This window comes from Chryseobacterium binzhouense, assembly GCF_007474545.1.
Lineage (GTDB): Bacteria > Bacteroidota > Bacteroidia > Flavobacteriales > Weeksellaceae > Chryseobacterium > Chryseobacterium binzhouense.
The window spans coordinates 804,941-828,230 of sequence record NZ_VKOG01000001.1 but is presented as its reverse complement, the minus strand read 5'-3'; the positions used below and the strand labels follow the sequence as shown (position 1 = coordinate 828,230).

23 protein-coding genes are annotated in these 23,290 nt (G+C 34.0%); 19 read left to right on the top strand and 4 right to left on the bottom strand.

Annotated features, from left to right (window positions below; genetic code table 11):
• Positions 1-241: 241 nt before the first annotated feature.
• Complete coding sequence (locus FNE73_RS03745; RefSeq protein ID WP_143883425.1) at positions 242-1,540, bottom strand: T9SS type A sorting domain-containing protein; 1,299 nt, start codon at positions 1,538-1,540, stop codon at positions 242-244.
• A gap of 108 nt (positions 1,541-1,648) precedes the next feature.
• Here FNE73_RS03745 and FNE73_RS03740 point away from each other — a divergent pair, with 108 nt between their 5' ends.
• The 11 genes from FNE73_RS03740 to FNE73_RS03690 all read left to right on the top strand — a co-directional run bounded on the left by FNE73_RS03740 (position 1,649) and on the right by FNE73_RS03690 (position 14,343).
• A complete protein-coding gene (locus FNE73_RS03740; protein WP_143883424.1) occupies positions 1,649-3,784 on the top strand; it encodes a TonB-dependent receptor plug domain-containing protein in 2,136 nt (711 codons plus the stop codon).
• Positions 3,785-3,807: 23 nt separating this feature from the next.
• Positions 3,808-4,893, top strand: a complete 1,086-nt coding sequence (locus tag FNE73_RS03735; RefSeq protein WP_143883423.1) for an HmuY family protein — start codon at positions 3,808-3,810, stop codon at positions 4,891-4,893.
• A gap of 12 nt (positions 4,894-4,905) precedes the next feature.
• Positions 4,906-5,784: a heme/hemin ABC transporter substrate-binding protein gene (locus FNE73_RS03730; protein WP_143883422.1), complete on the top strand. Its 879-nt coding sequence runs from the start codon at positions 4,906-4,908 to the stop codon at positions 5,782-5,784.
• Complete coding sequence (locus FNE73_RS03725; RefSeq protein WP_143883421.1) at positions 5,768-6,808, top strand: FecCD family ABC transporter permease; 1,041 nt, start codon at positions 5,768-5,770, stop codon at positions 6,806-6,808. The genes FNE73_RS03730 and FNE73_RS03725 overlap by 17 nt, the downstream gene beginning before the upstream one ends.
• A complete protein-coding gene (locus FNE73_RS03720; protein WP_143883420.1) occupies positions 6,808-7,581 on the top strand; it encodes a heme ABC transporter ATP-binding protein in 774 nt (257 codons plus the stop codon). The genes FNE73_RS03725 and FNE73_RS03720 overlap by 1 nt, the downstream gene beginning before the upstream one ends.
• Positions 7,581-8,231 carry a class I SAM-dependent methyltransferase gene (locus FNE73_RS03715; protein WP_143883419.1) on the top strand — a complete coding sequence of 217 codons (651 nt, stop codon included), beginning with the start codon at positions 7,581-7,583 and terminating at the stop codon, positions 8,229-8,231. Before FNE73_RS03720 ends, FNE73_RS03715 begins: the two co-directional genes overlap by 1 nt.
• A gap of 2 nt (positions 8,232-8,233) precedes the next feature.
• Complete coding sequence (locus tag FNE73_RS03710; RefSeq protein ID WP_143883418.1) at positions 8,234-9,262, top strand: hemin-degrading factor; 1,029 nt, start codon at positions 8,234-8,236, stop codon at positions 9,260-9,262.
• Between the two features lie 285 nt (positions 9,263-9,547).
• Positions 9,548-10,420: a ChaN family lipoprotein gene (locus tag FNE73_RS03705; RefSeq protein ID WP_143883417.1), complete on the top strand. Its 873-nt coding sequence runs from the start codon at positions 9,548-9,550 to the stop codon at positions 10,418-10,420.
• Between the two features lie 4 nt (positions 10,421-10,424).
• The gene (gene def / locus FNE73_RS03700) at positions 10,425-11,054 is read left to right on the top strand and encodes a peptide deformylase (RefSeq protein WP_143883416.1); all 630 of its coding nucleotides are present in this window, start codon (positions 10,425-10,427) and stop codon (positions 11,052-11,054) included.
• Positions 11,055-11,280: 226 nt separating this feature from the next.
• Positions 11,281-13,680 carry a phenylalanine--tRNA ligase subunit beta gene (gene pheT / locus FNE73_RS03695; RefSeq protein ID WP_143883415.1) on the top strand — a complete coding sequence of 800 codons (2,400 nt, stop codon included), beginning with the start codon at positions 11,281-11,283 and terminating at the stop codon, positions 13,678-13,680.
• 99 nt (positions 13,681-13,779) lie between these two features.
• The gene (locus tag FNE73_RS03690; RefSeq protein ID WP_143883414.1) at positions 13,780-14,343 is read left to right on the top strand and encodes an RNA polymerase sigma factor; all 564 of its coding nucleotides are present in this window, start codon (positions 13,780-13,782) and stop codon (positions 14,341-14,343) included.
• Here FNE73_RS03690 and FNE73_RS03685 read toward each other — a convergent pair.
• Entirely contained in the window at positions 14,340-14,747 is a 408-nt protein-coding gene (locus FNE73_RS03685) for an RrF2 family transcriptional regulator (RefSeq protein ID WP_143883413.1), read from the bottom strand. The genes FNE73_RS03690 and FNE73_RS03685 overlap by 4 nt on opposite strands.
• Positions 14,748-14,848: 101 nt before the next feature.
• On the opposite strand from FNE73_RS03685, the gene FNE73_RS03680 reads away from it, so the two are divergent.
• Positions 14,849-15,277, top strand: coding sequence for a DUF4268 domain-containing protein (locus FNE73_RS03680; RefSeq protein ID WP_143883412.1), 429 nt, complete (start codon positions 14,849-14,851; stop codon positions 15,275-15,277).
• Between the two features lie 223 nt (positions 15,278-15,500).
• A complete protein-coding gene (locus tag FNE73_RS03675; protein ID WP_143883411.1) occupies positions 15,501-16,418 on the top strand; it encodes a tetratricopeptide repeat protein in 918 nt (305 codons plus the stop codon).
• Between the two features lie 74 nt (positions 16,419-16,492).
• Here the strand turns inward: FNE73_RS03675 and FNE73_RS03670 are convergent, their stop codons facing one another.
• The gene (locus FNE73_RS03670; protein ID WP_143883410.1) at positions 16,493-17,170 is read right to left on the bottom strand and encodes a YceI family protein; all 678 of its coding nucleotides are present in this window, start codon (positions 17,168-17,170) and stop codon (positions 16,493-16,495) included.
• Positions 17,171-17,396: 226 nt separating this feature from the next.
• Here FNE73_RS03670 and FNE73_RS03665 point away from each other — a divergent pair, with 226 nt between their 5' ends.
• The 6 genes from FNE73_RS03665 to FNE73_RS03640 all read left to right on the top strand — a co-directional run bounded on the left by FNE73_RS03665 (position 17,397) and on the right by FNE73_RS03640 (position 21,432).
• Positions 17,397-18,017: a hypothetical protein gene (locus FNE73_RS03665; protein ID WP_143883409.1), complete on the top strand. Its 621-nt coding sequence runs from the start codon at positions 17,397-17,399 to the stop codon at positions 18,015-18,017.
• Between the two features lie 162 nt (positions 18,018-18,179).
• Complete coding sequence (locus tag FNE73_RS03660) at positions 18,180-18,818, top strand: DUF3267 domain-containing protein (RefSeq protein WP_143883408.1); 639 nt, start codon at positions 18,180-18,182, stop codon at positions 18,816-18,818.
• Positions 18,805-19,296 carry a VOC family protein gene (locus FNE73_RS03655; RefSeq protein ID WP_143883407.1) on the top strand — a complete coding sequence of 164 codons (492 nt, stop codon included), beginning with the start codon at positions 18,805-18,807 and terminating at the stop codon, positions 19,294-19,296. Before FNE73_RS03660 ends, FNE73_RS03655 begins: the two co-directional genes overlap by 14 nt.
• A 293-nt stretch (positions 19,297-19,589) precedes the next feature.
• Positions 19,590-19,889, top strand: a complete 300-nt coding sequence (locus tag FNE73_RS03650) for a hypothetical protein (protein WP_143883406.1) — start codon at positions 19,590-19,592, stop codon at positions 19,887-19,889.
• A gap of 62 nt (positions 19,890-19,951) precedes the next feature.
• Entirely contained in the window at positions 19,952-20,455 is a 504-nt protein-coding gene (locus FNE73_RS03645; protein WP_143883405.1) for a hypothetical protein, read from the top strand.
• Between the two features lie 221 nt (positions 20,456-20,676).
• Positions 20,677-21,432: a DUF6882 domain-containing protein gene (locus FNE73_RS03640; RefSeq protein ID WP_143883404.1), complete on the top strand. Its 756-nt coding sequence runs from the start codon at positions 20,677-20,679 to the stop codon at positions 21,430-21,432.
• Between the two features lie 188 nt (positions 21,433-21,620).
• Here FNE73_RS03640 and gldG read toward each other — a convergent pair whose 3' ends face one another.
• Positions 21,621-23,288: a gliding motility-associated ABC transporter substrate-binding protein GldG gene (gldG, locus tag FNE73_RS03635; protein ID WP_143883403.1), complete on the bottom strand. Its 1,668-nt coding sequence runs from the start codon at positions 23,286-23,288 to the stop codon at positions 21,621-21,623.
• Positions 23,289-23,290: the final 2 nt, after the last annotated feature.

The following is a 23,290-nucleotide window of genomic DNA, read 5'->3' as shown; positions in this document are numbered from 1 at the left end:
GTGAATAGGTTAAATAAAGCTAAATACCACATTAATTAATAGCAATAAATAAATATTTATAAATATAATTAAATTTATTAAGACATTTAAAACAAATACATTAAAATTAATTCATATAAAACTATATCTATAACTTTTAATACTTATTCATGAAGATATTTTGAACAAAAAAGACAGAACCGAATTAACGATCCTGTCTTTAGAAAAAATAGAAAGTATTAAAATTTTCTGGAATAGCAGATTATTTTACGATCAGTTTTTTGGTTTCAGTCTGTCCGCCGTAAGTAATTTTTACAAGGTAATTTCCTGTTGCAAGATGAGATAAGTTTAAATCCTGCTTATAAAACCCTTCCCGATTTGTAAGTTCAGATTGATATACCCTTTTACCCGAGATATCAAAAACCTCAACACTACCTTTATTTTCAGCTTTTTCTTTCACATCAAATAAAACAGTCACTTTTTTATCTGCTGTAGTAGGATTAGGATAAATCCCGAACGCTGCTTTTTTACCAATTTCTTTCACTCCTAAAGTCGAAGTAATATTCTTATATTTAAAATACATATTTCCTGTAGAAGTTCCTTCATTGGTAATAAAATACATTCTGTAATAATCTGATCCCTGCTTCACATAATATACTACATCTGCCAAAGGAGCTCCAGACGTTGGCTTCCAGGAATGACCTACTGCTGTAATGGTGCTGGAAAAAGCTGATGAAGCCGGCAGATTTACCGTGGATGTCGCCTGTGTTTCTGGCTGTACTCTTGCAACGGTAACATTCGGATTTTGAATGACACCTGCCATTTTATACATCATAGCGCCTCCAGGATACACATAATTAGTGTAATATCTGGTAAACATCAGATCCCAATTGGCTTTAGACGGTTCCATATTATTTACTTTTTCGCCTGTTGTGAAAGAAAAATAGTTAAAAAATGCGTCATCAGATCCGTTGGTCAAAATTTTAGACTGAGTAGGATTCCAGGAGGTTCCGTTCCATTGAGCATATTTGAAGCTGTAACCTGCAGAAAATTCGTTGATAAAAAATTTATAATAATTATCATTGCCATAATCAAGAACAAAAACTACCTGCCCCTGTACTTTATGAGTGGCAATATTGTAATTACCCCATCCGAAATTAAACGGACCAGAAGGAAGTAAAGTTGCAGAATCGAAGGCTCCGTCCTGAATTCTCGTTGTCTGATCTGGATTATAAATCGGATTTCCCCATGTCGCTTTCTGAGAAGGAAGCACGGCATCAAAATCTGAAGGATTAGCTGAAATCTGGTAAACAGTAATATTTTTAGCATCATTTACCTTGATACCTTTATCCATTGCGCTGTTTCTGTAAAAAGCAATATCCCACGTATCTGCTGCCTGCGAAATACTGGTATTGGAAGAAAAATCAAAAAAAACTCTGTTCTGATAAGAATTTCCCATCGACATATTTACGGTTGTGTATCCATTAGAATCTACCTGGGCAAAATTCATTTGCTGAATTCCTAAACTGATCATTGAGGCTAAAAGTAGCTTTGCTTTCATAATTTTTTATTGTTTAAAATTTATTATTTAGAATTATTCCACAAAATTAATAATTAATTTTTATTCATTCTAAATAAAATTATATATTTGCTGAAAATTATTGGAGTAATGAACAAGAAGGTTTTATCTGTCGGTCTTTTATCAGCTGTAATTTGGGCTAATGCACAGACTCAAGACTCTTTACAATTATCAAAAATTGACGAGGTGGTAATTACCGGTCAGTACAAACAGCAGTCGATCAATAAGTCAATCTATAAAGTTGAGATAATTGATGCACAGCAGATTAAAAACATGGCAGCAACTACAGCTTCGGAAGTTTTGAATCAGAACCTGAACATATTAATTGAGCCAAATAGCGGAAACGGCGATTCTAATGTCAGAATTATGGGATTGGGAGGCGCTTACACCAAAATTCTAATTGATAATATTCCTGTTGTAAGTGATCAGGGAATGGGGAATCAGGTAGATTTAAGCAAAATCAATGTTAATAATATTGAAAGAATAGAAATCGTAAAAGGTGCTATGGGCGTTGAATACGGAAATAATGCGGTTGCGGGAGTCATTAATATCATTACTAAAAAAAATTATGCTAAAAAATTAACGGCATTATTGTCATTACAGGAAGAAACAGTCGGAAAAGATTACGACTGGTACAAAAAAGGAAACGGACGCCATGTGCAGAACCTGAATCTAGGATATAAAATTTCAGAAAACTGGAATATAACAGCTGATTTTAACCGCAATGATTTTCAGGGATATAAAGGCAATCTGGAAGGTTACAAATATTTCAATGAAAATAATGATAAAAAAAGAGGTTACGACTGGCTTCCGAAAGATCAGATCACTGCTAATGCTGCCTTACGATATGCAAAAAACAATACGTCTTTATTCTTTAAATCTAATTTTCTGACCGAAACTGTTAATTTCTACAATCCGGTTATAGAAGATCTTCCTTTAGGAAACGGAAACCGCACCTACATCGGAAACGACAGAAACTATTTTACCACACGATGGATCCATCAGTTTAATATTCAGACAAAAATAGGATCAAGAATCAACTATCTCGGAGATTTTTCTTACCAGGCACAGGATAGGAAATCGCAGGATGTTACTTATGATATTCCCAACAGAAAAAAGCTTACAGAAAATGAAAAAAAATCTTTTTATGAATCTAAAGTTTTTTATTCAAGAGGGATGTTCAGCAACTTTCTGGATAGTGACAAAATTAACTTTCAGCTAGGATACGAATTAGACCGCACCAGCGGTTTTGCAGGATCAGAAACTTTTGAATTTAATAACAACGGAATCAACATCAGCAGATCAATTTTCAATTATGCCAACTTTCTGTCTGCTGAATGGAAAATCAACAGTCAATTATCTTTTCGTCCCGGTGTAAGACTTGCTTTGAGCGACAGGTTCGATTCTCAGTATAATTATTCTTTCACGGCAAGGTTCAATCCTACAGAAAAATCAGATTTCAGAGCCGTTTTTGGATCATCTAACAGATTTCCAACTTACGAAGAGCTTTACACTTTCGTTGTTGATAACAACCATGACATCAGAGGAAACGAAAATCTCAATCCCGAAACAGGTTATTTTTTAGGATTGTCTTATGATTTTACCAACTCGCAGAATAATTTATGGAAAATGAATCTCAGTTTTTCTGCAATGTACCTTGATGTAAAAGACAGAATAGAAAGCATAATTGTAAGCAACAGTCCTTTGAAATACACCTTTCTGAATGTAGACAGCTATAAATCTCTGCTTTTTGGAGGAGGTTTCAGCCTGAAAAAAGAAAATATTTCATTCAACGGCGGTGTTTCGGTGCTGGGAATTTCACAAAATCTAAACACCGGAAATCTGACTTCTCCTGACGATTACAATTTCAATGCAGAAGCCAATTTTGCAGCAAACTATACCCTTCCGAAACTGAACACTCTTTTTGCATTATATTATAAATACACCGGACTGCAAAAAAGATTCACACAGAAAGCATCCCAGAATCCGGGTGAAAATCCGCAATATGTTTTAGGAGAAATCAGCGCATTCAATATGATGAATTTTACTGTAAGTCAGCCCTTTTTCAACAATCATCTGGAGATCAGTCTGGGTGTAAAGAATATTTTTGACGTTTCCGATGTAAGAAATACCGTACTATCGGGCGGTGCTCACAATTCAGCTGCAGGTTCTCAGAATTTATTCTACGGAAGAAGCTATTTCGCCAGACTCAATTATCAGTTTTAATATTTGAATAAAAATATCAGCACATGAAAAAAATACTTATCGCTTTCATTTTCAGCAGCGCATTTATCACGCAGTCATGCATTAATGACAATGAAGATCCGGTAGCAGTAGCACCTATTCAGGGATCTATTGTAAACCCAAATGTAGGCGGAGCTACACAGCCCAATCAGGTTTGGTTTGATTTAAGCAAAGGAAAAGAAGTGTATACAAAACGTACCAATTGGGATATTGCATTGTATACAGGAAATGAATTTAAGGTTATTTTAAATTCTTCTATCATGATGGCTGCTGCAAAAATTCCTAATGCAGTTAATATTGACCTGGTTACCCAATCTGATGTTGCCGGACTGATGAATCTGGTTCAGGTAGGAACTTTTACACCAGATAATGAAGCATATATTGATGATGTGAACGGAAATTTTCCTTCAGGATATACCGCAATAGAATCGGTAAAAGAAAATGATTCTCAAAATGCTGTTTATCTTGTCAATATGGGAAGAGAAATCTACAGCGGAAATGTTGCTGTAGGTTCGGTTGCAACCGGTGGAGACTTAAGAGGCTGGATGAAAATTCAGGTAACCAGAAATTCATCAGGTTATAAAATTAAATATGCAAAGATTAACGAAACTTCCCATAGAGAATTAGTTATAGAAAAAAATACTGCCTACAACTATAATTTCGTCAGTCTTACGCAGGGAAAAGAAGTTTATATACAGCCTGAAAAAAAAGACTGGGATCTGTGTTTCACCGTATTTACCAATACCATTACCGGAGCAGGGAGTTATGTTTTCGCAGATTTTGTCCTCAATAATAATGTAGGAGGTGTTGGCGCTTATGAAGTAAAAGTTCCTGCACAGACTTCGGGAACCGAAGCGTATAATAATTTCAAATCTGAAAATATCGACCCTTCAAAACTAGTGTATAATGACCACCGCATTATTGGCGGAAACTGGAGAAATCCCGTAGGAACCAACGGTCTTGAAGTCTATGGCGATCGTTTTTACATCATTAAAGATGCAGACGGATATTACTTCAAACTGAAATTTACCCGTCTTACCAATACTTCGGGAGAACGCGGTTTTCCTCAATTTGAATACAAACCTTTATAAAAATAATATAAAATGAAAAAACTTATTCTTACGGTATCTTTTCTTGCAATGGTATATTCATGCAAAAAAGAAGTTCAGAAACCTGTAGAAAACGAAATTTCTGTTTCTTCCGAAACACCGAAATCCAATCAGAAAATTGTTTCTCTAAGCGGTGGAATTACAGAAATTGTAAGCGCTCTTGGTCATGAAAACGAAATTGTAGGCACAGATGTAACAAGTACATACCCTGAAACGCTTAAATCAACAGCAAAAGATTTAGGTCATGTAAGATCAATGACCATTGAGCCTATAATGGCAGTAAATCCCACTTTGATTTTAGCCTCAGATAAAGATATCAATCCCGAACTTTTAGGAAAAATAAAATCTTCAGGAATAAAAACAGAGCTTTTCAGTCAGGAATATTCTGTAAACGGAACCAAAAAACTGATTGAGCAGGTTGCAAAAGCTTTAGGAAATTCTGACTATCAGAAACTTAATGATAAAATTGATGCAGACTTACAGCAGATTCAGCCGATTGCTAAAAAACCTAAAGTATTATTCATCTACGCAAGAGGAAATATGATGATGGTTTCCGGTAAAAATACACCAATGGCTTCTCTGATTGAAATTGCAGGCGGAGAAAATGCCGTGACCGATTTTGAAGATTTCAAGCCTCTGACTCCTGAAGGTGTAGTAAAAGCCAATCCAGATGTATTATTCTTCTTTTCATCCGGTCTGCAGGGAGCAGGTGGAAATGAAGGAGTGCTGAAAATGCCGGGAGTTTCGCAGACCAATGCAGGCAAAAACAAAAAAATTATCGCAATGGAAGGAGGCTTGGTATCTTCTTTCGGACCAAGATTAGGAGAAGCAGCTGTTGCATTAAATAAACTTTTAGTTGAAAACACAAAATAAATTATATATTCACATTTTTATAAGTGCCCTTTTGCTGGTTGTACTGGCAATCGGGTCACTTCATGTCGGAGTTTATGACTTCGGCGGAAATTCACCATTCATCATTCTGAAAGATATAATTCTTGGCAATTCCGAGGTTTCTCTCAGCGATCGTTATGTGATTTGGGAAGTGAGAAGTGCAAGGATCATAATGGCAATTTTGGTGGGAAGCCTGCTTGCTGTTTCAGGAACGAGTCTTCAGGGAATGTTCAAAAATCCTCTGGCAACAGGCGATCTTATCGGGCTAACGTCAGGTGCAACTTTACTGGCTGCCATTGCGATTGTTTTGGGAGGATATTTTAAAGAATACCTTCCGGAAGCCATTCAGTTTTCATTGGTTGGAATTTCCGCTTTTATCGGAGCTTTATTAGCCATGATTTTGGTCTACAGAATATCCACAAGCAGCGGAAAGACAAATGTCGTGATGATGCTGTTGAGTGGAGTTGCCATAACTGCTATCGGGTTTTCCATCACCGGGTTTTTAATTTATATTTCTAAAGATGAGCAGCTCAGAGATCTAACTTTCTGGAATATGGGGAGTCTTGCCGCAGCAACCTGGACCAAAAATCTGATTCTGACTGTTGTTTTAATCATCTCCTACTCCATTTTGCTACCAAAAGGCAAAGCTCTGAATGCCATGATGCTGGGCGAAAAAGATGCAGAACATTTGGGAATCAATGTAGAAAAGCTGAAGAAGCAAATTGTTATCACCACCGCACTCATGATAGGAACCTGCGTTGCTTTTTCCGGTACAATAGGATTTGTGGGATTAATTGTTCCTTATATATTAAGACTATTATTCAAATCCAATTACGTTTTTATTCTTCCGCTGTCTGCGGTGATGGGAAGCATACTTCTTTTATCCGCAGATACCATCAGCAGAAGCGTTGTAGCTCCGTCGGAATTACCTATCGGGATTTTAACTGCATTGATGGGAGGTCCTGTCTTCATTGCCATTTTAGTTAAATTCAAAAAGACACTCTAATGATTAAAGCACATCACATTAATTATAAATTTAAAGATTTTCATATTCTGGATGCAGTAAATGTGTCTGTAGAATATGGCGAGTTCTTAGCTATAGTGGGACCGAATGGTGCAGGAAAATCAAGCTTGTTGAGCATTCTGGCTAATGAAGTAAAAACTGAAAAAGAAAAAATTCTGTTTAAAAACAAACCAATTTCAGATTGGAATGTAAGGGAACTTTCTAAACATAAATCTAAATTTTCACAGCACAATGCCGTAGAGATTCCTTTGCCGGTAAAAGATATAGTGATGATGGGAAGATATCCCTACTTCGATGCACAGCCACATCAGGAAGATTTTGAAGCGACAAAACTATTGATGCAGGAAACAGAAATTTCTCACCTTCAGGAAAGAGATTACAATTCTCTTTCAGGAGGCGAAAAGCAGAGAGTACATATTTCCAGGGTTATGGCACAGCTCAAAAACGAGATTAAACATAAACTGGTTTTTTTGGATGAGCCACTTAATAATCTGGATATTAAATATCAGTATAAAACTTTGGAAATCATTAAAAAATTTACGCAAAAAGCCAATTCAGCCATTGTTGTTCTTCACGATCTGAATCTTGCCGCTCAGTTTGCTGACAAAATTTTACTGATGAAATCCGGAAAAGTAGCAAAATACGGAACTCCCAAAGAAGTTTTCACCTCGGAAAATATTTCCTATGCCTATAATTTTCCATGTACTATATGTTCGCACCCTGTCAATGCAAACCCGATGATTATTTTTGGATAATGGAAGAGAATGAATTAAAAATATTAGCCCTAAACCTTGCCAATCCGCAAGGAGAAAAAGGAATTGAGATTGGCGGAATGATGAATGCAACCAATATCGGAATGACCCTGGAAAGTATTAAAGCTCTCGTTATAGAAGATCATGATTCGATTTTAGAAATTGGTCATGGAAATGCAGGACATCTTCAAAATATTTTAAATAGAGCTAAGAAAGTAAAATATACCGGAATCGACATTTCTGAAACGATGAATAAAGAAGCCAGAAAAATAAATGCTGAATTTTCGGATCAGACTGAATTTATTTTGTACGAAGGAAAAAAGCTGCCTTTCGAGGATACGGTTTTCGACAAAATATTTACTGTTAATACGGTTTATTTCTGGGAAAATCCTGTTGATTACCTCAATGAAATCTACAGAGTCCTGAAAGATAACGGAATCTTTGTTCTCACTTTCGGGCAAAAAGAGTTTATGAAAAATCTGCCTTTCACGGCTTATCATTTTACGCTCTACAGCAACGAAGATTTAGCAGAACTGGTTTCTAAAAGCCATTTTAAACGGATGAAAATATCTGAAAAACAAGAAGAAATAAAAAGCAAAACCGGAAACGGATTAATTAAAAGAACATATACAGTTTTAACCATAAAAAAATAAAAATGAATACACTAATCAACGGCCTAAAAGAAAAATGGGAAGCTCTGCAGACAGAAAATCCACACATAAGAATACGCAATGCAGCTCATCAGCTTGGAGTAAGTGAGGCAGAATTGCTTTTGACCAATGTTAATGAAGGAGTTACTATTTTAAAAACCGATTTCTCCAACATTCTTTCCGAAGTTGAAAAACTGGGAAAAGTAATGGCTCTTACCAGAAATGACGAATGTGTACATGAGCGCAAAGGTATTTACCAAAACGGTGACTTCAGCAGTCCGCATGCACAGCTTTTCGTAGGTGAAGATATTGACCTTAGAATTTTTCTTAATCATTGGAAATTTGCTTTTGCAGTTGTAGAAGGAGATAAAAAGAGCTTTCAGTTCTTCGGAAAAGACGGTTTGGCTTTACACAAAATTTATCTTACAAAAGACAGCAATCCGGAAGCATTTGATCATTTGGTTGAGAAATTTGCTGCCGAAGATCAGGATGCAGCACCTGATTTTGAAAATACTGCTCCAAAAGCAGCCGAAAAACCGGATGAAGATATTGATGTGGAAGGATTCAAAAAAGCATGGACTGATCTGAAAGACACCCACGATTTCTTTATGATGACCAGAAAATTCGGAGTAAGCAGAACACAGGCTTTGAGGCTTGCTCCTGAAGGTTTTGCCAAAAAGATTGACCCATCTAAAGTCGTAAATGTATTGGAAGATGCTTCTGAAAAACAGATCCCGATCATGATTTTTGTCGGAAACAGAGGAATTATTCAGATTCATACAGGAAATGTAAAAAAGACATTGTGGCATCAGCAATGGTTTAATGTAATGGATCCTGATTTCAATCTTCATCTTGACGTTACAAAAATTGCAGAATCGTGGATTGTAAAAAAGCCTACCGAAGACGGCGAAGTAACTGCCATTGAAGTATTCAACAAAGACGGCGAATTTATCGTACAGTTTTTCGGAAAAAGAAAACCCGGAATTCCGGAGCTTCAGGAATGGAAAGATCTTGTAGCAGCATTAGAAAAATAAGATTAAATATTGTGCAAAGACCGTTTTGTAAGTAATGCAAAGCGGTCTTTTATTTTGACTGATTATCCGTAATACCATAATTAAAGTAACGGAGATTCAATTTAATTTATTTTACAAATTTTAAATGATATTTAGCTTTAATTTTTCAGCTTGCCTTTGATTGGTTACTATTAAATACCCGGCAAACTTCAATTAAATTAACATTAAAAGAATTTCAACTAAAAAATCTTCGGATTGAAAAAAAACTTCACGAACTTTACAACCATTAAACAATCAAAATATTCAATGAAAAATATTCTTGTTGCTGTCTTTGTATTAGGATTTTCTCTTCTAAAATCACAAAATTTCAAGCCGTATCAGTTTTACGACAAAAAAGGAAAAGCCGTAAAAACAGAAAAAATGATCAAAGATTTGGCAGATTATGATGTTGTGTTTTTTGGGGAATTTCACAATAACTCTATCATTCACTGGCTTCAGCTTAAAGTAACTGCAGCCTTGTATGAAAAAAAGAACAAAGAAATTACTTTAGGCGCAGAAATGTTTGAAAGAGACAATCAGCCGCAGCTGAATCAGTATTTAGCCGGAAAAATTGACGCCAAAAGCCTGAAAGATTCTGTTCGTTTGTGGAATAACTACACAACAGATTACCAGCCATTACTTGATTTTGCGAAAGATAAAAACCTGAATTTCATTGCTACCAATGTTCCGAGAAAATATGCTTCACAAACAGCAAAAGAAGGTATTGAATCTCTCAGTAAAATTTCAGAAAAAGAAAAATCTTATATCGCAGAATTGCCTATAGAAGTTACACTGGACACTCCAGGTTATCCGGAAATGAAAAAAATGATGGGCGACCATGCGGAAGGCACCAAAGTGATGAATTTTATTTCTGCACAGGCAATAAAAGATGCTACAATGGCAGAATCTATTTTGAGAAATCTACAGCCCGGAAAAACATTCATACACTACAACGGAAATTTTCACACCAAAGAATTTGGCGGAATTTACTGGTATCTGAAAAAGAAAAATCCCAATTTGAAAATGGCGGTCATTTCGGTTTTTGAAACTGAAGATTCCGAATTGAAAATTCCTGAAAAAGATTACTTTCCTACAGATTATAATCTGATTATTCCGAGCGATATGACCAAAACATATTAAAAAAATGAAAAAACTTTCTCTATTTTTAGTTCTGTTCATCGGCATTATCAATGCGCAAAAACTTTCAGAACCTGAAATTGCGCTCATCAATCAGGGTGATATTAATTCAGCTTTGCCAATTTATAAGACAACGGATAAACAGCAGCACAATACTTTACTGGCTGTTTCGCAAGAGATTGATCCGCTTGATAAAAATACTGCAACTTTAGTTAAGAGAATGAAAAAATCTCTGCTGTCTACAGATGGCGGTGTAGGAATTGCAGCACCGCAAGTAGGAATCAACAGAAAAATTATCTGGGTAAAGCGTTTTGATAAACCAAACGAGCCACTTGAATATTTTATAAACCCAGTCATTACCTGGAAGTCTGAACTTCAGAATCTCGGTCCGGAAGGAGATTTGTCTATTCCTGAATTCAGGGATCAGTTTTATAGAAGTAAAGCCATTCAGCTGGAATATGTGGATTTAAAAGGACAAAAATATACCGAAATTGTTGAAGGTTTTACGGCAGTTATTTTTCAGCATGAAATCGACCATCTTTTCGGAATTTTAATTTCAGATAAAAAGAAAAAAGAATCGGGTGATGAATACTATAAAGTTGATGCTTTTAAGAAAAGTGATGCAGTAGGAAAGTGATTATTCAAAATAAAAATACGAGGATATAATTCCGCGATAAATTATATCTGCTTTTGATGATAGACTTTTAAATCATCATTACTGATTTAAATATAATTTTAGCTACAGTCGATTTCGGTATTTCTTAAAAAAACACGACATTTGTACACGCAAAATTCAGAGGTATGCAGTGTTATAAAAAGTAATGAATATACCCTCTGAAGATTAAATTTTTAAAATTTTACCAATGAAAATATCAGGTAACTGGCTGAAAGACTACATCAAAACAGATTTAAAAACCGAAAAAATCGGAGAATTTCTTACAGATATAGGTCTTGAAGTAGAAGGAATTGAAGCATTTGAAAGTGTAAAAGGAAGTCTGGAAGGTATTGTTGTAGGAAAAGTTCTGACCTGCGAAAAGCATCCGAATGCAGATAAGCTGAATAAGACTACCGTAGATATCGGAAACGGAAAAATCCTGAACATCGTTTGCGGAGCTCCCAATGTTGCTGCCGGACAAACGGTTCCTGTAGCCGTTGTAGGAACTAAAATATATGCAAAAGACGGAAGTTTTTTTGAAATTAAAGAAGCCAAAATAAGAGGTGAAGTTTCTCAGGGAATGATTTGTGCAGAAGACGAACTGGGATTGAGCGATGATCACGGCGGAATTATGGTTCTGGACGAAACTCAATATGAAATCGGGAAGAATTTTGCCGATTATTTTGAACTGACGAATGACGAAGTTTTTGAAATTGGTTTAACACCCAACAGAACAGATGCGATGTCGCATTACGGCGTAGCAAGAGATCTTCATGCTTATCTGTCTACGAATCAGCAAAAATCTGAATTTGAAAAAATTTCAAGTGTTGCTTTAAATAATGAGGGTTCGCACAATTTCAAGCTTGAGGTAGAAGACAGCGAGCTTACCCCAAGATACATCGGAGCCGTTATCAGTAATGTAAAAGTTACAGATTCTCCCGACTGGCTGAAAAACAGGCTGAAAGCGATCGGACTAAGCCCCATCAATAATATTGTAGATATTACCAATTATATCCTTCACGGCTACGGACAGCCGCTTCACGCTTTTGATGCAGATAAAATTGCAGATCAGAAAGTAAAAGTGGGAACTGTGGCAGAAGGAACAAAATTTACCACTTTAGATGGTGTAGAAAGAACATTAAACGGTTCCGAAATCATCATTAAAGACGGTAAAGACAACCCAATGTGCATTGCAGGAGTCTTTGGAGGGCTTCATTCAGGAGTTTCTTCTGAGACAAAAAATATTTTCCTGGAAAGCGCATATTTTAATCCTGTTGCAGTAAGAAAAGCGGCAAAATTTCATGGTCTAAATACTGATGCTTCTTTCAGATTTGAAAGAGGTGTGGATCCGAATATCACAAGAACCGCCGTTACTCATGCTATTAAAATGATTGAAGATCTTGCAGAAGGGAAACTTACGGGAGAATTGCTTGAAGAATATCCTAAGAAAATTGAAGATCAGTATATTATTTTAAGATTTTCTAAAATTGAACAGATTTTAGGAACAAAGATTCACAGGGAAAAAGTAAAAGAAATTCTGAAGGCTCTGGAAATTCAGGTATTGAACGAAATTCAGAATGGTTTTGAAATTTCGGTTCCTGCATACAGAGCAGATGTGACAAGAGAAATAGATGTGATTGAGGAAATTCTAAGAATTTACGGATACAATAAAATTGATGCGCCTCAGAAAATCTCCTTCACTCCTGTAAAACTGAGCGCCAATGATCAGGATGAACTGGAAAACTCCTGGGCGAGAACATTGCAGAGCTTAGGCTTCAATGAAGTGATGAATAATTCTCTTACTTCCGTAAAAGATGAAACGGATGCAGTAAAACTCCTGAATCCTTTAAGCGGAGATTTGGCTTTTATGAGAAAATCTTTACTGGAGGGTCTTTTGCAGAATGCGGTGTACAACATCAACAGAAAAAATCAGGACATCAAGTTTTTTGAGTTCGGAAAAATTTATCACAAAAAAGAAAAGTACGAAGAAAGAAAGCAGCTTGCTATCTTAGTTTCCGGAAGAAATGTTGCCGAAAACTGGCTGCAGCCAAAATCTGCTACCGATTTTTATAATCTGAAATCTTTTGTAAAAGTTCTTTTGGAGAGACTTGCAATCAATTATCAGGAGGTTGCTTTAGCGGACGACAGATTTTCTGATGCTATTGCTTATGAAGCTGACGGTAAAACGTTGGTAAGAATCGGAAAAGTAGCGCCACAGTTGATGAAAGATGCAGATATTGACCAGAACTGTTTCTACGCAGAAATTGAACTTGAACTGGCTCAAAAGCTGCGTGCTGCCAATCAGCTTAAATTTTATGACATTCCAAAATTCAACAAGATCAGAAGAGATTTGGCATTGCTGATTGATAAGAACATTACATATCAGGAATTGTATCAGTCTGCAAGAAAAAACAAATCTCCTTTCATCAAAAACATCAATCTTTTTGATGTATATGAAGGAAAAAATCTTCCCGAAGGCAAAAAATCATACGCTATGAGCTTTGAACTTTTAAATGAAGAAAAAACTTTGGAAGAAAAAGAAATCACTCAGGTAATGGATTCTCTGATCAAAACATTCAAGAAAGAATTCAATGCTGAATTAAGATAAAACAATACATCTTGATGATACAGAAACGGGCTTTTGTCCGTTTTTTTCTTTTTTTGAAGAGACAGCAACAGGAATAAATATTGCTATATTTGCTTACTTATGAAAAACGAACAGCTATTTCCGCTCATCCAAAAAGCAATAGATAAGGATCAGAAAGCACAGACACAGCTCATTAATATATTTTGGGTGGATGTTTTTTCTTTTGTAATGAAAAAAGTGCAGGACGAAAATGACGCTGATGAAATTACGGTGAATGTTTTTTCTAAGGTCTTATCAAAACTGGATATGTATGATCCTAATTTTCAGTTTAAAACATGGATCTTAACCATTGCACAAAACACGATTATTGATTTCTGGAGAAAAAAATCAAGAGAAAATCAGGATCCTACGGAAAATCTCGAAGAAGTAAAAAATCAGTTTGCAAAATCTCCTGAAGAACTGATGATTTCAGAAGAAGAACAAAAGAAAATCATCAAAACCATAGAATCTCTGGACGCCAATTATCAGGACATCATCCGGCTGAGATTTTTCGAGGAAAAAAGCATTAAAGAAATTGCTGAAGAACTCGGCATTTCGGTTGCTAATACAAAAGTCCGTGTGATGCGCGCCAAAAAAGTACTTGCAGAACTTCTGAAAAATAACGGATTGGGAGATCACAGCTAATCAACCAAATCCAGAAGTGTCTTTTCTTCTAAAATTTTTAGCGAAGCATCTCTTACTTCAATTAAAACATCATGAAGACCGCAGTGATCTTCGGTACAATTTTCACACTTTTCGTAAAAATTAAGACTTACACAGGGCAGTAACGCTATAGGTCCGTTCACCAGTCTGATGATTCTTGCGAGATTCACTTTCTCAGGATCTTCCCTGAAGAAATAACCGCCGCCTTTTCCTTTTTTGCTTTCCAGGATATCTGCTTTTTTCAGCTGAAGAAGGATGTTTTCTAAAAACTTAAGCGGAATTTTTTTGGCATCAGCTATTTCAGAAATAAGAATGGGACCTTCATTTCTCTTTTCTACAAGATATGAAAGGGCTTTGAATGCGTATTGTGATTTTTTTGAAAGCATTACAGCAAAAATAATAAAAAGTTGGGATATAAAGGATAGATAATGATGATGGGTGATGTTTTATATCCAATGCTATAAATCAAAAAACTTATCTTTGTATCATGTTTAGCAAACAGGAAGCCCAACAATTAAAAAAAGAATTCTGGATCGCCTTTGGAAAATCATTTCCGAGAAAATGGATTTTATATGATACGAAAATAAAAGATTTTTCGTTCAAATTTTACGCAGATAAAAAGAAAGCCGAAGTTTCTATAGACATTGAAATGAAGGATGAAATTTTCCGGAATGCGTATTACGAAAAAATCTGGTCTCTGGAAGATATTCTGAAAGATTTTGTGGGTGAATTCTCAAAAGACGAATATTACACGCTCGAAAACGGAAAAATAATAAGTAGAATCTGGGTTGAAAAGCACAATGTCTCTGTCTTTAATAAAAATACATGGCAGGAAATTTTTGAATTTTTTATTGAAAAAATGGATGGCTTTGAAAGATTTTACTATGAGTATGAGGATTTTATAAAAGATGTATAAATAATATGATTCTCGAAATAATAGCAGAAATTTTATTTGAATTAATTTTTTTTAAACTTCCCGTTTTTATTTATCGGAAAGTAAAAATGCTATTTTTGAAGAAAAATAAAATTCGTCCCTGATGCTTAGCTAAACTCTTAAGTATCAAAATATTTACCGTAAAGCTTGCAACATTCGTGTAAGATTCAAAAGAAACTATTTATAAAATCCAAAATAAAACACAATGAAAAAAATAATTTTGATTTTTTACCTATTCATTTCTCAGTGCATATTTTGTCAAAATGTATTCAAATCTCAAAAGAAAATTTATTTAGCCGAATATTACATTCATCTAAAAAATGATCAAAAAGCCCTTGATTATTATCTTGAAGCAGTACATCTTAATCCTAAGACCAATAGCTACGATTATCTTAAAGCGGCTTCTCTTGCATTTAAACTTAAGAAAAACGAAACTGCCAAAGAGCTTATTACCAAAAGTATCACTAAACAACTGGCTCCTTTAGATTTTATCCGGGATTTTAAAAGTCTTCAGCCTTTCAAAGATTTTAAAGAAATGAAAGATGTATTGTCAGATTACGATTCTTTAGAAAACCAATACTATAGAGAACTTAAAAATCCGGCTGCTTATATGGAAATTCAGAGGCTTATTGCGAAAGACCAGTTAATAAGACAGGAAAATAAAGTTTTCGGTGAATTAGCTAAAAAAATTGATTCTGCAAACATTACAAGATTGATTGAGCTTACCGGAAAATACGGTTGGGAAGATCGGGCATGGCTGTTACTTTGGCATCATAGAGGTCGTTCACAAGACAATGAATTTGTTTGGAATTTTTTTATACCTTTCATCAAAAAAGAGATTGAAAAAGATAATGTAAATAAAGATTTCTTTGTAGAATTTGAAGAATTTGATAATGCAACAGAAAATTTGCCAAATAAATCAAACAAAGGCGCAATTTATACTATCGGTGGGTTGGGAAGTGTTGGATCTAATCATTATATAGATATTCAAAATCTTGATAAAAGAAGAAAATTAGTAGGTTTGCCACCACTCTATTTTGAGCATCTCATGTATGGTACGGAATTGCCGAAAGATTATGAGTACGATCCTAGAAATCTGCTTTCAGATCTTGAAAATTTATAACATTTTTACATTTTTTGAATAATGAAAAAGACATCCGCAAAAACGAATGTCTTTTTTATATTTGAAGAAAAAATTTATTTTTTATCAGCTTTTACATCAATATTGATCTCAATATCTTTGCTGATCATCCATTCTGCAGGATCTGTTTCATCCGTTCCGAATTTGATTCCCCAATCTGCACGGTTTACAGTAAACATCGCCTTGATAGCGGCAGAGTTTTCCATTACTTCTACTTTAGCAGGGAAAGTTACATTCATAGTTTTACCCAAAAGTGTAAGATTTCCGCTGATGGTTTTATTAGCTCCTTCAATAGCGTTGGTTGCACCTGCAGCCAGTTCTTCCACTTTAGTAATTTTAAAATCTGCGGTAGGGAATTTTTCTACATCAAAGAAATCTGCATTTTTAAGGTGCCCTTCAAGATCCGTATATTTTTTATCTTTTTCCGTTACCGAAGCAGGATCTACTTTCAGAGATTTCATATCAATCACAAATTCCCCTGAAGCAAGATTGTTTTCAGCTACGGTAAGCTCACCTGTACTTACATTAAGAGTTCCCCAACGTGGAGCAAAACCTCCTTTGTGGAAAGCTTTCCAGTTTACTTTTGAAGCCGCTGTATCTACTGCGAAAACATCACCGTTTTTTTCAGCTACGGTTTGCTCCTGAGAAGTTGCAGCATTATCAGCTTTTTTATCACCGCAAGATGCTAAAAGCAATCCTAATCCAGCCAAAGCAATTACACCAAATTTTTTCATTTCTTTAAGTTTTAATTATTGTTGAATCTTTTTCTTGTTAATATTTGACTTTGCAAACCTCGTAAAAATTATGATTGAAATCATTAACATAGGATAAGAAAACGTAAATAATTTTATTTGTGAGCAGCTAATTTATTTATATTTGATTGATGAATAAAAACTTGCTAACATCCATAAACTGGAAGACAATGCGTGAATTAAAGGTGTATATAATAGTAAAACGACAATGAAACAGACAATTTTAATATCAGCTTTTATTATGACTACATCTTTATTTTTTGGACAAAAACAACATTTGGAGCCTGCAAAGGACTTTAAACAATACGAAGGTGTTTTAAAGGAATATTATGATAACATTTTTCTACGATTATATAAAGGATATTCTGAAAAACCTATTGCGAGATATACATCAATGCCATCTTTCTCCAATGAATACTCCTATTCGGTAGAAACATTAGATGGTAAAAATTATGTAGTAAGTAATAAACTGTCTGAAAGTTATTGGTATTCAAAAAATAAAAATAAGGTTAAACTAATTTCAAACAAGACAGAATTAACAAATGACTTGTATCTTAAAATTGTTGCTTTATTCCAATTATTAGAAGAACAGACAAAAAAGCCAGAACATGAATCAATGGGGCTTGACGGAATAACATACTATTTTGCAACAACCGACAAAAACGGTGAGTTAAAAATTGGTGAAACCTGGTCTCCTGCTGAGAAATCTTTACTCGGAAGACTTGTTAAGATTTGTGACAATATCTACTCGTTGGGAATTGGTAATAATTTATCTCAATCAGACATTCTAAAAGAAATTGAAAAATTAGTAATCGACTTAAAACACTAAAGTATTATGCATACCAACAGTTTGTAAATGACGGGTTATAGAAATCCCTACAAAGTTCAACAGCAGCAATCCTATTGATCTTTTTTGCCAGAATAAGCCATATCAAAGCCTTAAAAGAATTTTGTTTAATTAAAAATTGAACTGAATAATAATTTGAAATTTATGAAAATTGAAATCTCCGAATTAAGTAATAAAAATTATATTTTACAAGACAAACTAAAACACTCTGAACTACATAAATTCTTAAATGAAAAACTAAAATTGAATAAAAAATGGTTTTTCAATATTTATATGATTATATTGATAAGTCCTTTATGTATAATTTCATATACAATTACAAAAAATCTAATTACTAAAGAATTAACCATTGTTAATTCTTTAATATATGTTTTTCTGGGCATCATTATTTCTATTCTCTTTATTCCTATACACGAGTTAATACACTACTTTGCTTATAAAATTACTGGAGCTAAATCTGTTTCTTTCTTTTTAAATTTTAAAAAATTCTATTTTGCCACAATAGCAGACAAGTTTGTTACCAATTTATCTGAATTTACATTTATAGCCATTCTACCCTTTACTTTAGTATTAATTGGAACTTTAATATCATTTCCGTTTTTATCGGTAGAATTTCAATTAACAGCAGTGATTTTTTTATTTATTCATAATATTTTTTGCAGTGGTGATTTTACATTATTAAATTATTTAGCCTCGAATAAAGAAATGGTTACCTATGATGACAAAGAAAAAGGTGAAACATATTTTTATAAAAAACAGGATAAGAAGAATGAACAGAACTAAAAATATAGTGACAACCATAACTTTTGGAGTCTTAGTTCAACTGCTAACTTCTTGTAATGATAATCCAAAAACAACAATTCAGCAAGATGACAAAAAAACTATCACAGAAAAAACAAATCCTGTTGTATATTTTGAAATTCCGGTGACGGATATTGATCGAGCAATCGGCTTCTATAAGAATGTATTTGGCTTCAAATTCAAGAGAGAAAATATTGACAATAATGAAATGGCATTATTTCCTTTGGTGGAAGAAAATTCAGGCATTTCAGGTGCATTAGCAAAAGGGGAAATTTACAAACCTACAATAAACGGAGTTGTGATTTACTTCAATACAAAAAATATTGATGAAACACTTAAATTGGTTACATCAAATGGTGGAAAAATTTTATATCCCAAAACAGATAACGGAATTGGGCTTGTTGCCGAATTTGAAGATACAGAAGGAAACAGAATAGCATTATATCAGTCTAAAAAATGATAAGAATTATAGTAAGCAATATCAGATAAAAACAAGAACATCAATTAGCATCAAAATTTACAACGTTAACACAAAAATGAGTGAAATACTGAAACAGCAAATAGAAAAAATCATATTATTGGCAGACAAAAAATTTGGCTACATAAAGAAATTACTGTAAAATTGAAAAATATAGTATATAGAATCGTACATCTAACTAAATATATGAAGATATGAAATTTATTTTTTTAATTTTATTTTTAGCTTTTCCAACCTCATTTTTTAAATGTCAAGGTTCTTACACGCCTTCCAAAATGAATAAAGTTCTACCGACACTCACAAAATCAAATTTTGTTTTGCAAAGTGAAATCCCAGACTTAATTTCATCTGAAAAATGCAAATACATAACCAAAGGAAGAAGTTACGCCGCTCCGGTAGGATTATTTGCAAAAAATGACTTGAAAAATGCTGCAAAAGGTATTGACGAATGGGTTGAACTTGATAAAGGAAATACATTTGTTCTTACAAATTACAAATGGATACCAATGGGTAATACGGGGTCAACACAATTATATGTAGATTTTGATACTTTAATTTGCAAAGAAAAACCTTAATAAATCACTTTTGCTAATATTTGCTTTACGATAAACATAATGCATCAGCTTAAACCTAAAAAATGGCAGTATATCAATATTATTTAGGAGTAGTTCCAAAACAAGGAATTAAAAAAAAGCATGGCTCTATTCCAGATCAAATTGGTGTTAGTATGGAAACAAAATATTTTGAATCTGATGCTGAAATCTACTGGGAAGAAGTCGAAATGAAAGCGGACGATTTTATTACGAAAATTGATTTAATTGTTAAAAGAGCAAAGTGGGGAAACGACAATACAAGCTATAATTGGAAAACCTACTCAGAGGATGTTGACAATGATGCCTATATGAATTTGGATGAAAAATCTTTAACAATTAGAGAGTTTTCTTTCCGAGCTGATTTAAGAGAAAAAAAACTATTTTTTTTGAAAAATATGATAGAGTTAGCTATAGAAAATGAATGGTTATTCTTTGACAGAAAAGGAAAACTTATGAAACCAGACTTTGAAGAAATCAAAAATAGTATAAAGAACTCAAATGCATACCGTTTTTTGGAAGATCCTATTAAATTTTTTAGAAAATATTAAAAAAACAAATTAAGCTTAAAGCACAAAAATGCTTTGCTAAAATGGCGATTAATGATAATTGAATGCTCGTGGTTATAACGATACCAAGCAATATACAACTAAATTTCATCTACAAATAGCTGCTATTATGATTACGAAATTTCATAAAATATCCAATAAAATTTGGATAGCATGAAAATATGCTTAAGTCATTAAATGTGACAAAAAACAATAATAACTAAATGAAGGATTACCGAGAATTTGCAGAATTTGAATTAAAAAATCTGATTTCTTTTCAACAAGAATTTAAAGAACAATATAAAATTGATTCCTTTACAAACTGGTTTTATGATAGTGATCTGGAAATTCTGAGATTATATAATGATGCAGGAGACGAAATTTACTTTAAATATATTCCCATCGGAACATTTTCCTTAAACACAAAAACATGGATGTGGAGTTGGTTTAATAACCATCTCAATGAAAAAAGTAAAACTGAAACGCTGAAAATCAAGAATTTTGGATTTGAAAATGAGTACAAAAAATTGTCTGAAGAGACATTTCAAAGTGATGAATATGATGGTTGGGAATTTCTTGCAATCAGTTTTAAACTCTTAAATGGAATTGGTGTTTATAATCTTCAAACTGAAAATCTTAATTATTATTTGCTGTTAACAGAAAAAATTGAACCTCAAAATCATCCTGAAATTAAATTGTTAAAACAACGAACCTTAGACTGTGACAATCACGGATTTCAAAGACCAGCTTTTGTATGTAAGCATTTAAACATAAAAACTGCTCTGGGATTTGAAGAAGCTTTTGAAACTTATCCGGGTATGGAATTAGATAATGATGAAGATTTACAAGCTTGGTGCAATGAATGTGAAAAAATAAGACAGAAATACGGAGAATGGAACGCAGAATCAGAAAAATTTGCACAGATAAAATTAATTTGTGAAAACTGCTATTTCGAAATTAAAAGGCTAAATCAAAACTAAAAACTACACCTTTAGACAATACCCTGAACTCTTAATTTCTGCATTTGAAGAAAGTATTCTCAACGATCAGTCTGACTTTGGAATAATTTTAACAAATAATTTAAATAATAACAAAGCATATTTTATAAATTTTCTAGACATCTGAATTAAAATAAAAAAGAGAAACCTCAACAGTTTCTCTTTTCTTTTTATCCGAACTTTTTCTTTCTTAACCAGAAGAACAATCCTCCTAATAATGCAATAATCGCTAAAGGTAAAACTAAATTCAGGTATTGCCATTTTGAGCGCTCTTCACTGATTCTGTGACGATCCAAAAGACGTTCTTCAATATTCCGGTTTCTGAGATCCATAATATTGCTGTCATCCAGAAGATAATCTAACGCATTTCTGAGGAATTGCTCATTACCAAACTGCTCATCAGTCAGCATATCAACTCCCAAAGGCAAAGGCTGACCTTTAATGACCTTATTTCTTCCCACATCACCGTCTGCAATGACAATCATTTTGTTTTCAGGACTTGTAGCCTTAAAGCCAGGATATGATTTTCTTTCTATTCTTGAAGCATATGCAGAACTGAATTTTCCTTCTAGAGCAACAGCGAAAATTTTTGGCGTACTCGGTTTTTCCATTTGTCCAAGACTGTCTACACTTGCAATTTCTTTCAGCTCCACATAGTTCGGAACCTGCTTCAGCAAAGTTCTTTCACTCGATTCAAACAGTACATGGGTTTTAAATTTCTTTCCGCCCAAAGTATCAATGGAAGTCGGAAATTCCAGTTTTACCGGATTGATATTTTTGGTAACCGGATGCTCCTGCTCTGCAATTCCCAAAGGAAAATACGGCCATGGAAGACTTGTATATTGTGCATTCCCTCCTACTTCACCGGTTACGAGTTTGAGGAGTGCATATTTCTTTACATCTTTTACCAGCGCAGAATTGATTCTAAGACCATAATTGAAGAAAAAATCGGTCATATTAATATCAATCGGAAACGGCATTACTTTTTTAGATCTTGTTAAAGTATCCATTTCAGCATTCACAGCATCAATCATCCAAAGTGTTTTCCCACCATTCATGATGTATTGATCCAAAATTACTTTTTCATTGTCAGTAAAAGCTTTTCTGGGTTTTGCGATCACCAGTGCGCTCATTTTTTTCAGCAAAGGAAGATCTGCCATCGTCAGCTCAACATTATTCTGCGGAACTACAGGACCGGCGTCATAATTTTCCAGAGCAAGCTGCATAAATCCTTCAAATTCTCGAGGACCCAGCTCATCCTGATTTACTAGAATACCTACTTTTTTTCTTTTATCTTCCGCAACAGATTTGATATTGGAAACCAAGTTATATTCAAGATTCTCAATAGATTTCCTAAGCTGTTCATCAGCATTGATGTTTGCCTGCTCTACCACCAAAGGAATAGAAACGCCTCTCTGGTTGTATTTTACTACGGCATAAGGAAACAAACGGATCTGAGTTACTTTACCGTCTTTCACATCCGGAAGAATGGAAGGCTGCATTCCCATTGCCATCAAAGTATCCTGAGACATTTTGGTTTTAATAGGATCAATAAATTTGAAATCTATTTTAGGATTTATTTTTCTGAATTCTTCCAGCATAAATTTAGTTTCGTTCTGCAGCTGCTTGAAGCTTGCAGGGAAATCGCCCTCCAGATATACCTCAACAGTTAAAGGTTTTTTTATAGATTCCAGAACTTTTACGGTGCTTTCAGAAAGCGTGTATCTTTTTTCTTTGGTTAGATCTAAACGGATTCCGGAAAACATCATGATTACTACCAATGGTAAAATAATGATAAGCAAAATTCCGAATGGAGATTTTAGGTTGATCTTCTTCATAT

Coding starts and splice junctions, on each gene's coding strand:
- pheT (WP_143883415.1), top strand. CDS start 11,281: ATGAAAATATCAGGTAACTGGCTGAAAGACTACATCAAAACAGATTTA.
- FNE73_RS03640 (WP_143883404.1), top strand. CDS start 20,677: ATGAAGGATTACCGAGAATTTGCAGAATTTGAATTAAAAAATCTGATT.
- FNE73_RS03720 (WP_143883420.1), top strand. CDS start 6,808: ATGATTAAAGCACATCACATTAATTATAAATTTAAAGATTTTCATATT.
- FNE73_RS03660 (WP_143883408.1), top strand. CDS start 18,180: ATGAAAATTGAAATCTCCGAATTAAGTAATAAAAATTATATTTTACAA.
- FNE73_RS03680 (WP_143883412.1), top strand. CDS start 14,849: ATGTTTAGCAAACAGGAAGCCCAACAATTAAAAAAAGAATTCTGGATC.
- FNE73_RS03705 (WP_143883417.1), top strand. CDS start 9,548: ATGAAAAATATTCTTGTTGCTGTCTTTGTATTAGGATTTTCTCTTCTA.
- FNE73_RS03710 (WP_143883418.1), top strand. CDS start 8,234: ATGAATACACTAATCAACGGCCTAAAAGAAAAATGGGAAGCTCTGCAG.
- FNE73_RS03685 (WP_143883413.1), bottom strand. CDS start 14,747: ATGCTTTCAAAAAAATCACAATACGCATTCAAAGCCCTTTCATATCTT.
- FNE73_RS03670 (WP_143883410.1), bottom strand. CDS start 17,170: ATGAAAAAATTTGGTGTAATTGCTTTGGCTGGATTAGGATTGCTTTTA.
- FNE73_RS03745 (WP_143883425.1), bottom strand. CDS start 1,540: ATGAAAGCAAAGCTACTTTTAGCCTCAATGATCAGTTTAGGAATTCAG.
- FNE73_RS03650 (WP_143883406.1), top strand. CDS start 19,590: ATGAATAAAGTTCTACCGACACTCACAAAATCAAATTTTGTTTTGCAA.
- FNE73_RS03675 (WP_143883411.1), top strand. CDS start 15,501: ATGAAAAAAATAATTTTGATTTTTTACCTATTCATTTCTCAGTGCATA.
- FNE73_RS03735 (WP_143883423.1), top strand. CDS start 3,808: ATGAAAAAAATACTTATCGCTTTCATTTTCAGCAGCGCATTTATCACG.
- FNE73_RS03645 (WP_143883405.1), top strand. CDS start 19,952: ATGGCAGTATATCAATATTATTTAGGAGTAGTTCCAAAACAAGGAATT.
- def (WP_143883416.1), top strand. CDS start 10,425: ATGAAAAAACTTTCTCTATTTTTAGTTCTGTTCATCGGCATTATCAAT.
- FNE73_RS03740 (WP_143883424.1), top strand. CDS start 1,649: ATGAACAAGAAGGTTTTATCTGTCGGTCTTTTATCAGCTGTAATTTGG.
- FNE73_RS03730 (WP_143883422.1), top strand. CDS start 4,906: ATGAAAAAACTTATTCTTACGGTATCTTTTCTTGCAATGGTATATTCA.
- FNE73_RS03655 (WP_143883407.1), top strand. CDS start 18,805: ATGAACAGAACTAAAAATATAGTGACAACCATAACTTTTGGAGTCTTA.
- FNE73_RS03665 (WP_143883409.1), top strand. CDS start 17,397: ATGAAACAGACAATTTTAATATCAGCTTTTATTATGACTACATCTTTA.
- gldG (WP_143883403.1), bottom strand. CDS start 23,288: ATGAAGAAGATCAACCTAAAATCTCCATTCGGAATTTTGCTTATCATT.
- FNE73_RS03690 (WP_143883414.1), top strand. CDS start 13,780: ATGAAAAACGAACAGCTATTTCCGCTCATCCAAAAAGCAATAGATAAG.
- FNE73_RS03715 (WP_143883419.1), top strand. CDS start 7,581: ATGGAAGAGAATGAATTAAAAATATTAGCCCTAAACCTTGCCAATCCG.